Here is an 11289-nt window from a genome sequence, read left to right as displayed (position 1 = left end):
CCACCCACCCTGCATGATCGGAAAAGGCCGCCTTCGGGCGGCCTTTTTCATCCACGCATGCGTGGACAGGGCTTCAACGCCCCGGCGTACCGAAATGCCCCAGCGGCGCGCCGGCCAGCAGGTGCATGTGGATGTGGAACACGGTCTGCCCGGCGTGCTCGCGGCAGTTCATCACGATGCGGTAGCCGTCCTGCGCGAAACCCTCGCGGCGCGCGTATTCGGCAGCGGCCAGGGCCAGCTTGCCGACCAGGTGCGCCTGCGACGGCTGCAGGTCGTCCAGGGTCGGGATGATCTCGTTCTTCGGAATGAACAGTACGTGCACCGGCGCCTGCGGTGCGATGTCCTTGAAGCCCAGCACCTCGTCGTCCTCATAGACGATGGTGGCCGGGATCTCGCGACGGATGATCTTGCTGAAGAGGGTTTCGTTGCTCATGGTCGGCCTCGGCGGGAGTGTCTTCCGCATTGTAGGCCGGCCGCGCCGGGCGATGCCCGGGTGGTGCTCAATCACGGAATTCGCTGCGCGTCCCGAACGCGTGCGACAGCGTGCCGCGGTCAACGTATTCAAGCTCGCCGCCAAGCGGCAGGCCCTGTGCCAGCCGGCTGGGCCGCACCTTGCGCGCGCGCGCCAGCTGCGCAAGGTAATGCGCGGTGGCTTCGCCTTCGACGGTGGCACTGGTGGCGATGATCAGCTCCTGTACCTCACCTTCGGCCAGCCGCTGCTCCAGCTGCTCCAGGCCCAGCTCGCGCGGGCCGACGCCATCGAGCGGCGACAGCCGGCCCTGCAGCACGAAGTAGACACCGCGAAAACCCGTCGCGTTCTCGATCGCGAGACGATCGGCCGGCGATTCGACCACGCACAGCTGGCTGCGCTCGCGGCTGCTGTTGGCACAGGTCGGGCACAGCTCGGTTTCGCTGAAGTCGCGGCACTGCGCGCAGTGGCCGATACGCTCCACCGCCAAGGCCAGCGTTTCGGCCAGGCGCTGGCCGCCTTCGCGCTCGCGCTCGAGCAGGTGGTAGGCCATGCGCTGCGCCGTCTTCTGGCCTACGCCAGGCAGCACCCGCAGTGCGTCGATCAATTGTTCAAGCAGGGGTGCGGACACGGCGGCATGCTTTGATGGCGCCGAGCGAGCTCGACGGCTACAGATTCTGTGGCACCCGCTTGCACGGATGCCACGCTGGCAATCAGAACGGCAGCTTCATGCCCGGCGGCAGCTGCATGCCGGCGGTGGCCGAACCCATCTTCGACTTCGACTCGGCATCGATCTTGTTCGAGGCATCGTTGAAGGCGGCGGCGATCAGGTCTTCCAGCATCTCCGGGTCGCTGACCAGCGACGGGTCGATGCGCACCTTGCGGCATTCCTTGGCGCCGGTCAGGGTCACGCTGACCATGCCGCCGCCGGCACTGCCGGTCACTTCGATCCTGGCGATTTCTTCCTGGGCCTTCTGCAGGTTTTCCTGCATCTTCTGGGCCTGCTGCATCAGTTGGGCGATATTGCCGCGCATAGTGTCTTACTCGTCAAAAGAACGGATGGAATCGGAAACAACCCGGGCACCGTGCTGTTGGATCAGCACCTGCACTTCCGGGTCGTCCATGAAAACGGCCTCTGCCACCTGCTGCCGCTCGCCACGCTGGCGGTCGGCACGCTGATGCAGGGTCTCGGCCGGAACGTGTTCGGTTTCCACGGTCTCGACCACGATCTTCGGCGCCTGGCCCAGGGCCTTTTCCAGCATCTCGCCCAGGGCGGCCAGCGCGCGCTCCGAGCGCAGGTATTCAAATCCGGGCGAAAGGCCCAGTTTCAAGGTCCCGTGCTGGCAGCTGATGAAGGCGGCATTGGCGGCCAGCTGGCGCGACGGGCCGCTGAGGCCGCTGTTGGCGACCAGATCCAGCCAGTCTTCGGCAGTGGCCAGCTCGCTGACACCTTCCTGCGGCGTGGCGGCATGCGCCGGGGCCGGTTCGGCCGGCGCAATGGCAATACCTTCGGCGCGGAACGAACGCTCCGGCGGCGCAGGCTCGACTGGATCCGCGCCGGGAGCCGGCGGTTCATGCCAGGGCGCGACCATGGCGGCATCCGGGCCGGCCATCTCGGCCGCCAGGGCCCCATCCCGCGCCTCGGCTTCGTCGGTGGCCCACGGCGGCAGCTCATCGCTTGCCTCTGCTGCGATGGCAGACGCCGGTGCCTCGGCCTTCACCGGCGGCGGTGACACGGGCTCTTCCACCGGAACCGGCTCGGGCTCAGGCGTCGGATCCGGCTCCGGTTGCGGTGCCGGCTCAGGTTCGGGTTCAGGTTCGCGCGGTGCAGCCGCCGGAGCGGCCACCTGCGCCGCCACGGCCGGGCTGGCCGAAGCGACGGCAGCAGCCGGCGTCGCTTCATGGTTTCCGGCATGGGCGCCACCACCGGCAGCGTTGCCACCCGGCGTGCCACCCACCGCACCGTCGACGGCCTTCGGCACCGGCGGTACCGCTGCGGCCGGGCGGAACGCCAGCATGCGCAGCACGGCCATTTCAAAGCCGGCGCGCGGGCTCGGCGCCGACGGCAGGTCGCGTCGACCATTCAGGGCCATCTGGTACCAGAGCTGCACCACTTCCGGGCGCAGGCGCTCGGCGAATGATGCGACATCCAGGCCTTCCGCCACGGCGGCACCCGGCACCAGCTGCTGCACCTGGATGCGGTGCAGGCCTTCGGCGAGCGCTTCCAGCACGCCACTCCAGTCCGGCGAGAATTCGGCCAGCGCGGCCACCACCTGCAGCAGGCGCGGGCCATCACCCTCGGCCAGCGCATCCAGCATCGCTGCCACCTGGGTGCGGTCCACGGTACCCAGCATGGTGCGCACCACGTCCTCGCGCAGCGCGCCGCCGGCATAGGCGATCGCCTGGTCCAGCAGTGACAGGCCGTCACGCAGGCTGCCATCAGCGGCCTTGGCCAGCTGCACGATGGCGCTGCCGTCGGCCTCGATCTCTTCCGCCGCCAGGATGCGGGTCATCTGGCCCTGGATCTGGTCTTCGTCCAGGCGCTTGAGATTGAACTGCAGGCAGCGGCTGAGCACGGTAACCGGCAGCTTCTGCGGGTCGGTGGTGGCCAGCAGGAACTTCACGTGCTCCGGCGGCTCTTCCAGCGTCTTCAGCAGTGCGTTGAACGCCGCCTTGGACAGCATGTGCACTTCGTCGATCAGGTAGACCTTGTACTTGCCGCGGGAGGGCATGTACTGCGCGTTCTCGATCACCTCGCGCACGTCGTCCACGCCGGTGTTGGACGCGGCGTCGATTTCCAGCAGGTCGATGTAGCGACCGGCGTCGATGTCCAGGCAGGCGGCACACTGGCCGCACGGATCGGCGCTGGTGCCCTGCTCGCAGTTCAGCGACTTGGCGAAGATGCGCGCGATGGTGGTCTTGCCCACGCCACGGGTACCGGTGAACAGGAACGCGTGGTGGACCCGGCCGCTGTCCAGCGCATTGCTGAGCGCACGGACCACATGCTCCTGGCCCACCAGCTCGGCAAAACGCTTCGGACGCCACTTGCGGGCAAGGACGAGATAGGACATCAGGCCACCGTTTTCCATCGGATGTTCCATTGTGCCATGCCTGTCCAGCCCCCTCGCCAACAATGCCCGTGGATGCGCCTCTGATCAGAGGTGCTTGTGTCCGGCCGCGCCGCCCGCTAGAATCTGCGCCCCTGCTGAGGCGTTTGCCGATGGCAGGGATCCGGAGAGGTGTCCGAGTGGTTGAAGGAGCACGCCTGGAAAGTGTGTAAGCGTCTAAACCGCGCTTCGGGGGTTCGAATCCCCCTCTCTCCGCCAAGTTGCGAACTAAGCCCCTGATTTCAGGGGCTTTTTTCTTGGGTTCGTATGTGGCCCCATACCCCGACCCATACTTCGTCAATCCGTTGATTCCTGGCCTATCAGCAGCGCGCCCTGCGCGTTGGGACGGCAATCCAGATAGTCAGCAAGAGCGCTGCACTTGGAGAAGCGAGAGTGCACGCAAGCAGTTTCAGATGACCGACCTGCGTGCATCGCGAAGCACGCCGCTCCCTCGCCACCGCCTCTGACAGCCGTAACGAAATGAGGTGCCGCATGCGCAAGGTCCTGAGCGCGCGTAGCAGCATGAGCGCCCAGGCAAGCGACCAACACCAAGAGCTGCTGCGCGCTGCGCGTCAGCGGCCCGTAGAAGCGGTTGAGAGGCAGTTGAGCAGATGGGAGGGCGCAGGCGGTCAAGCGCGGTGCGTACCCCGGCGTGCGCACTCGTCTCCCCGCCACGCCTGCACACTTCATAGGGTGCCTTTCCTGCACCACCTGCACAAAGGCCAGGAGTAGGCCCAGCAAGGCTATGGAAGACATTGAGGGGGCATCCAACTACCTGCGAAACCCCGCACCAAAGGGGTATCTGGCAGGGGCATCAGCCACCGAGTGGGAGCCAAATTCGCAGAACCAGGAAGAAGCGAAAACAAGGCGTCCAACAGTGTCCAAGAAGAAAACTTCTACTACTGACAGTGTTTCAGGAAGGCTATGAATTGAGGGTCTGAAACAGAAAACGTGTGGCGAGCATCGCACTGCCAGATTTGCCAACAGCTTCCTTGAAATGCCTTGTGCCACAGTGCCTTCCAGCCATCTCTGTCGTCAGACTGACACCCGCATTCCAGTAACAGTTTCCGACATTGATGTTTTTCGGTGTTACAAGTGTGGCCGGTGTTACACCAGTCTAATATACAATTTAAATCAAACAGTTACGCCACCCTCGCCGATCCCGACCACGGTGTAACACAGGTGTTATCGGTGTTACAGCAAGCTCAAAGCCCCTCCCCATGGCGGCGGCGCAATGCCCCCGACCGAGCACCCGGTGCCGCGAGCCCCGCAACCGCAGTTGGCCGGCATTCTGACCAAATAGTGGCGGGCACTGATCTTTCGCTAGCCTGTTCGCCTGCCCACCTTCCTGCCAGCAGCGGGTGCTGACCACGCCTCGCGCAACCGCTGCTCATGCCGGACCACCCACGGCTTGGCGCTGACACAGCCCAGCTCGTCGCTGCCGCAGTGGCGATATGCTCCAGCGACCATCTCCACACGTAGGAACGACGCCGAATCAGCGGTACGGCACGACCGGATCGAGCCCGGTCAACCTACGTGACCCGCTTCACGGCAGCAGTTGATCACTGTTGCCTATACTCGGCCCTCAATCGAGTAGTCTCTTGCACTGAACGGAAGCCCCCTCCCCACGAAGGACCTGCCATGCGACACGCTTCTCCGCCTCCCGTACCGCAAAAACTTCGGGACATGCTCAAAGACTATCCGGAGCATATCGAGACGCTGCAAGCTGACTTGAATCGCGTCGTCCAAAATCCGTTCAAGGGCACGCCCATGTCTGAACAGGCTATTTGGGCATTAGAGGCTGCGCTCGATGCGTTCATCGACGAAGCCCGTAAAGAACTGCAGGCGGCCGAAGCCAGTGGCGATCCGGCGGCAATTGAACAGGCGAAGGCAAAAGAACTTCTTATGTTCCGAGCCCGCTCTGGCAATGGAGGAATGCGGCTCGGATTGATGAATGATCTTTGGGGCTACTTCGAATCGAACAAGGGCGTTTAAATGAACGCGCCAACTGGTAGTCTTGACGCAGCAACACATTCCCATGTGTTCGAAGAGAAAGTCGTTCCTGGCAGCGGATTCGCTCAAGCTTCTTCACAATCCAAGCCCAAGGCAATCATCCTCGCGGGACAACCCGGAGCAGGTAAAGGTAGTTTGGCGGGAAGGGCCGAGACTGAGCTTCAGTACGATGTCATCAAGATCGACCCTGATGAACTGCGCGGATACCATCCCGATATTGAGAAATTCCGGGAAAACCATCCCTACACGTGGTCCTCGTACACCCACTCTGATGCCAGCGCATGGGCTGACAAGCTGTTGGATGCCACCGTTGCGGGCAAGAAGAACCTGATCTTCGACACCACGTTGAGCAACGGCGAGTGGTCGTCTGAACTGATCAAGGACCTGCAATCGAAGGGCTACGCGGTGGAGGTGCGCGCCGTTGCTTCTGCGAAGCTTGAGAGCGAGCTCGGGGTTGAGCAGCGCTTTGCAGGCGGTCTAGACGGCAATGGCTACGGCCGCTACGTTCCCGTCGGTGCTCGCGATGCGATCTACGAGAAGTTGCCCAATAGCCTGGACCTGGTGCACGAACGCACCGATGTGCAAATTCGCATCTTCAATCGTGAAGGCAAGGAGTTGTACGACAGCCACACCAGCCCGAAGTTGCCTGGGGCTGCGTTGCAAGAGGCGCGCGAAGCCCGACTGAAAGATCCCGCCCTGACGCGCCAGCTGCGCGATGGCTGGCAGGAGCAACAGGCCTGGCACCGTGATTTGCCACAGACACTGCCCCACAACGACAAAGTTTCTCCTCCCACACGAGAGAACCTGCTAACAGAGCGAAGCGAAGCCCAAGTGGTCGAGGGGCTTGACCGGCAGGCGCGGGAAATGGTCGATATCGATCACAGGGTTCGCGTTCGCCCCACCCGTATACGCGCAGGCAGCGCGCTGGGCATCGCAGCTCTAGCATTGGATGCCTATGACGCCGGTGAGGCTTTGCGCAACAGTAGCCGTCTGCGCGGTGAAGGCAATGACACTGCCGCAGAATCCGGGCTCATCCACTTCGGTGCACGTAGCGTTGGTGGCTTTGCCGGTGCTGGCCTGGGCATGACGGTCGGAGCGGTCGCTGGCGTCGAGTCAGGCCCGGGTTTGCTGGTCACAGGGGCCGTCGGTGGCATAGCGGGCGCGTTCGCGGGCGACAAGATCGCCGAGTGGACGGACAACCGCCGAATCTACAACCAGGCCGACAGCCTGGGGAACACTTGGACCTACAATCCTGACCATCCCGATCAGGGCTGGCAGCGATCCGCGCCTGTGGATAGCACCAACGACGGCGTAAACAACCCAGCCAGTGGCGTGCTGCGCGCGCCACCGGCCCTTGCCAACCAGCTGAACTACCAGGCAACCAGCGAGTCAGTGAAATTGGTATTGGGCAGCCCGCCCAGTCAGCGCGACCCGTTCACACAGCCCGCCAATATCAGTGACCCACAAAGCTGGTATCCGGCACAGTGGACACGGACAGCCGATGGTCTGCAGTGGCAGCGCGAGGTGACCACTGCCGTGTATGAACTTGGCCAGCGTGAGACCCGAATTGACGTGGCCAGTCCAGAACGAGCGGCCGAGCTCGATCAGGCCGCCGCCCAGGTCGTGCTGCACAATGCTGCCAACAGCCGACCGGCAATTGCGGCGCGCTACGAAGCAGCGTATGCCCAGAATGGCTGGGCATCCTATGGCTCGATACCCGAAGCTGTGCAGCAGGCGCGCACCGATCTGGATGCGGTGACCGCCTCCGACGATAACCGCTATCAGCGTCAGGCGGACGGCCGTTGGGTCAGCGAAGGAGTGATCTACGATTCCACTGCCACCGGCAATCTGCGCGCCGAATTGGATGCCACCCGCGACGTAGTGGCCGCCACGCTACCTCCACCTCAAGCGACACAGAGCCCGTCGCCGATGACGGCCGATGAGCGCATGCGCGACACGCTGCAGGGCGCCTACGCTAACGCCGGGGTTGCCCTGGGTTCAGAACAACTGGCAGCGAGCGCGGCAGCAGTCCAGGCCACACAGGCCGCTCAAGGTCTGGACCCCGACACCACTGCCCTGCAGGTGCAGCGAAACGCCGATGGCGGTTACAACATGGCCAGCCCTATTGCCAATCTGCGTCTGGCGTCCGATGGCAAGACCTACACCATTGCGGCCGTGACCACGACTGAGGACATCCGCCGAGCCCAGGAACGGGACTCTCCTATCAGCAACGATAGCCCGCAACAGACCGTGCGGTCCTCGCTCGACCAACCAGTAGGCCCGCCCGATGCAGAGAGTGCGACGCCTTCCCTACAGTCGGCAATGCCATCAACTGCAATGGCTGCAATGCAGGCCGACCCACTGTATCGGCAGATCCGCGACGGCGTTGCAGAGTTGGACACACAGCATGGACGTGAATTCGATGCGACCAGCGAGCGCATGACGGCAAGCCTGCTCGTATTGGCAAAGAACAGTGGACTGACACGAGTGGATCATGTGGTGTTGAGCAATGCTACCTCAGTACATCCGGCCGCGCACAACGTGTTCGTGGTCCAGGGAAAGCTGGACGATCCTGCCCATCTGCGTGCGGTCATGCCCACCGAGCAGGCAGTGAAAGCCCCGATTGAGGAATCGATGCAGAAATACGAAGTGGCTAGCCGCCAGGTGGAACAGCAATCGCAGGTCACTCAACTGCAGGAACAGCATCAGCAGGATACTGAGGCCAGAGCCGCCAGCATGGGGCGATAGTCGTGGCTGATTGGCATCGAGGAATATGAGGGGGCAGTGCATTGTTCCAAACTGCATCCTGTATAGCCCGCGGGCATTTCCCCATATAACATCCTCGCCGGAATGGACACCGCCGCCAATCAATCACGTCAGCGGCGGTTGGCCATCCCTCTTTCAATCCCAAGGGGGTTCGTTATGCCCCTGTCGCCCCGTCAACTGTATCGCTTGCAGAAGGTTGCGGCACCCACTGCCACCTTTGAGCGATTTGCAGTGCATGCAAACGAGAGAGCATGTCAGCGAAGAATACGCTCAGGCTGATTGAAGCGTAGGGATCCATTACGCCGTGTGCTCTGCATTGAGCTCTACCCGCCGCCTGATACGTGCGGCAACACTGCCCGCCAGCTGCATATCTACCTCACTCATATCCATCGGCGGCAATGCCAAGCGCTCCGCAACCTGCTCGGTCACTGTGGCATCGTCCATGCGCGAGCGCACCGCATTGCCGAGGCGGACAAAGAACCGGCTGGCCAATTCTTCGGCACTCGCCGACTGCCGATTGTCCACGCCCGCATTCTCCGCCAGAGAGAACAAGGCAAAGGCTACTGCCAGGCTATCAACCACTTGCTCCAGCAACTGCCCATAGGCCTGGCTGGCAGCTTCACTTGCAATGGCGTTCTTCGCACTCAGGCAGTCTTTCGCAACCTCGGCCAGTTCCAGCTCCAGGCGAGGCAGTTCAGCCGCAATCTCACCCTCCATTGCCTCATATTCCTCAGCCAGCGAGAGCGCCGACCGCTCGTTGGCGCGCAGCTTCTGAATGTCGCGGGTTAGCGTGCCATCGCTATCGCGCAGCTTGGCACTCCACTGCTGACGTGCAGCGGCGGCATCACCCTGTGCAGCCTGTTTGGCGCGCTGCATCGTATCGACCTTACCCACCAGGACGCGCTTGCGCTGCACTACGCTGGCCAACTGTTGGGCCAGCTCGTTCAGCCGCCGCCTATTCTCCGATACCGGCGCAACCTCGGCCCCGTCGACGGGTTGAATAGCCGGTTCGGAGGTAGTGGTGTTGCTGGTCTGGATGTTGCTCATGTTGAATCTCCGTTGAAACGATTGGGGGACTCGCCGACGTTGTGTCAGCGAGGTGTGGGAAAGGCGGCGCTACCTACAGCGCGCCGTCATGAACCTTGCGACTGTCAAAGACATACAGACGCATTGCGCCAAGGCTTGGAACACGCACAGACTGAGATGCCTTGCCATCGGAGCCGGGTTGAGCCAACCGGCTGCGATCAGCTCACGGGTGGCCTGGCGAGGATCGAAGCCCGCGCACAACTCCCGTTTCAGTGCTTCAGGTAGCACCAGCTATTCGGTGACACCCACCTCATCGAAGCGGCGGAAGCCCGCTCGGTCGCGCACTGGTGGCGCTTCCTGCGCGTAGCGCAGCGGCTCCAAGCGACTCTCGCCATGGGCCTCGAAGAACGCACGCACGCGGGAAAGCAGCGCATCGGTGTCGGCACTGCCGGAACCGCCCCGACGTTGCAGCCATGCCTGGAAGCACGTGGCCACGCCCCGTGTCGCCTCGCCCTTGGCCCAACCGGTGATGCGGTGGCGGCAGGTGCTGCCAACTCCCCGGCAAAGGCGACAACGGCAAAGCGTTCGGCCACGCGGCGCACCTCACCGGAGGCATCGTCGGGTACATAGGTGGCCAGGAATCGGTCGGTCGACTCGCGCAGTTGGGCGGTCAACGTGGGGCTGTCCTGCTGGGTGAGGTAACCCATCCACAGCGGCCACGGTGCGCCGTAGGTGCGTGCTGCGGCGTCCTTGAGCAGAGCCGACAGCGCCGCGCCGTCTCCGGCATCGTGCAGGCGCTCAAACACACCATGCCCGCCCTCGGTCTCAGCCGGTACGTCGGCCAGGCGCACGGACTGGCCTGCGCGTGCCTGCTTGCCCACCTCGGCCATGTGCTGGGCCAACCCGACCTCGCCGGCCGACAGGATCAGCACCCGCCAGCGTGCCGCCGCACGGGCCTCACCGGCCCGGTTGGCGCGGCTCTTGCCTTTGCCGTTGGCCAGCAGGTAGGCGGCATCACCAGCCTGCTTGGGATCGATCTGCGCCAGTTCATCCAGAATCAGCGTGGCATCGTTGTGCAACACCGCTACGCCTTCCAGACCGTTGGCCGTGCTGCGCCACTCGCGGGCATATTCCGGGGGACCGACCACGCTCGCCGCCACGCGCAGCGCGGTGCTCTTGCCGCTGCTGCTGCCGCCGACCAGGTGGAAACCACCGCCCGTAGCGCCGGTGAAGTGCAGCAGCGGCCCGGCGAACATCGCTGACACCGCCAGCACCAGACGCGAGTTGTCCTGGCAACGCCGGGCCACGTCGCGTCGCCAATCGTCCAGCGAGCCGACCGCTGCATAGTGGTATGGTGAACCGCAACGCGCGGCGTGCACGCGCATCGCGCTCTGCAAGTACACGCATGTATGCAGGCACATCGGCATAGGGCATTGCTGCATGGTGTTTGGCCTTGCTGACCTTGCTTGGCTTGGGAAGCAGGCTTTCCAGGTGACCACGCCAACGGGCGGGGTTTTCACCATCGCGCATGCCGTGCACCTTGGCCCAATCCAATACACGTTCGATGCGCCCACGCACACGGGTGGCCGTCACTGTCTTGGTCGTCCAGATGGGCGAGAGGCAGGCCATGACCGTGCTCGTAGTCACGGCTGAAACCGCCATCTCCCTGGCCGGGCCGTAGTCGCGCAGAGACTGATGCCATTGGTCTGCCTGGGCTTGGTTCTTCCAGGCCTTTCGATGGGATTGAATGTAGGCGTCCACCGCTTCGCCAAACGTCGCCCCCACAACGCGGGTGCAACGTCGCTCATCAATGGGGTCCTTTCCTTGGGCCAAGAGTTTCTGCTGCTCCAATGCAACTGCACGTGCCTCCTGCAAGCCAAAAAGGCGGACGGCCCCAAGACCCATCTC

The 11289-nt window shown here is 63.5% G+C and carries 8 protein-coding genes and 1 tRNA gene; 3 read left to right on the top strand and 6 right to left on the bottom strand.

All coding sequences use genetic code 11. The annotated features are described in order from the left end of the window. Positions 1-73: 73 nt before the first annotated feature. From PEM_RS02915 to dnaX, 4 genes are all read right to left on the bottom strand, one after another. Positions 74-433: a histidine triad nucleotide-binding protein gene (locus PEM_RS02915; RefSeq protein WP_005415497.1), complete on the bottom strand. Its 360-nt coding sequence runs from the start codon at positions 431-433 to the stop codon at positions 74-76. 67 nt (positions 434-500) lie between these two features. Continuing rightward, the gene (gene recR / locus PEM_RS02910) at positions 501-1100 is read right to left on the bottom strand and encodes a recombination mediator RecR (RefSeq protein WP_053499586.1); all 600 of its coding nucleotides are present in this window, start codon (positions 1098-1100) and stop codon (positions 501-503) included. Between the two features lie 82 nt (positions 1101-1182). Then, a complete protein-coding gene (locus PEM_RS02905) occupies positions 1183-1503 on the bottom strand; it encodes a YbaB/EbfC family nucleoid-associated protein (RefSeq protein WP_005415495.1) in 321 nt (106 codons plus the stop codon). Between the two features lie 6 nt (positions 1504-1509). Further along, a complete protein-coding gene (dnaX, locus tag PEM_RS02900) occupies positions 1510-3558 on the bottom strand; it encodes a DNA polymerase III subunit gamma/tau (protein ID WP_111127615.1) in 2049 nt (682 codons plus the stop codon). Positions 3559-3702: 144 nt separating this feature from the next. Here dnaX and PEM_RS02895 point away from each other — a divergent pair. The 3 genes from PEM_RS02895 (at position 3703) to PEM_RS02885 (ending at position 8337) form a co-directional block, all read left to right on the top strand. Beyond that, a tRNA-Ser gene (locus PEM_RS02895) sits at positions 3703-3795 on the top strand. A 1467-nt stretch (positions 3796-5262) separates the two neighbouring features. After that, positions 5263-5571, top strand: coding sequence for a hypothetical protein (locus tag PEM_RS02890; protein ID WP_005415493.1), 309 nt, complete (start codon positions 5263-5265; stop codon positions 5569-5571). After that, entirely contained in the window at positions 5572-8337 is a 2766-nt protein-coding gene (locus tag PEM_RS02885) for a zeta toxin family protein (protein WP_111127569.1), read from the top strand. A 315-nt stretch (positions 8338-8652) separates the two neighbouring features. Here the strand turns inward: PEM_RS02885 and PEM_RS02880 are convergent, their stop codons facing one another. Both PEM_RS02880 and PEM_RS02875 read right to left on the bottom strand, forming a co-directional pair. Further along, positions 8653-9402, bottom strand: coding sequence for a hypothetical protein (locus PEM_RS02880; RefSeq protein ID WP_005415491.1), 750 nt, complete (start codon positions 9400-9402; stop codon positions 8653-8655). A 248-nt stretch (positions 9403-9650) separates the two neighbouring features. Further along, positions 9651-10784 carry a DUF927 domain-containing protein gene (locus PEM_RS02875; RefSeq protein ID WP_240431584.1) on the bottom strand — a complete coding sequence of 378 codons (1134 nt, stop codon included), beginning with the start codon at positions 10782-10784 and terminating at the stop codon, positions 9651-9653. Positions 10785-11289: the final 505 nt, after the last annotated feature.

The organism is Stenotrophomonas sp. Pemsol, assembly GCF_003586545.1.
Taxonomy (GTDB): Bacteria; Pseudomonadota; Gammaproteobacteria; order Xanthomonadales; family Xanthomonadaceae; genus Stenotrophomonas; species Stenotrophomonas sepilia.
This window is presented reverse-complemented; position numbering and strand designations above follow the sequence as displayed.

What these genes read in the sequence shown, in the direction of transcription:
- PEM_RS02915 (WP_005415497.1), bottom strand. Translation starts at nt 433, where the DNA reads ATGAGCAACGAAACCCTCTTCAGCAAGATCATCCGTCGCGAGATCCCG.
- PEM_RS02905 (WP_005415495.1), bottom strand. Translation starts at nt 1,503, where the DNA reads ATGCGCGGCAATATCGCCCAACTGATGCAGCAGGCCCAGAAGATGCAG.
- dnaX (WP_111127615.1), bottom strand. Translation starts at nt 3,558, where the DNA reads ATGGAAAACGGTGGCCTGATGTCCTATCTCGTCCTTGCCCGCAAGTGG.
- PEM_RS02890 (WP_005415493.1), top strand. Translation starts at nt 5,263, where the DNA reads ATGCTCAAAGACTATCCGGAGCATATCGAGACGCTGCAAGCTGACTTG.
- PEM_RS02885 (WP_111127569.1), top strand. Translation starts at nt 5,572, where the DNA reads ATGAACGCGCCAACTGGTAGTCTTGACGCAGCAACACATTCCCATGTG.
- PEM_RS02880 (WP_005415491.1), bottom strand. Translation starts at nt 9,402, where the DNA reads ATGAGCAACATCCAGACCAGCAACACCACTACCTCCGAACCGGCTATT.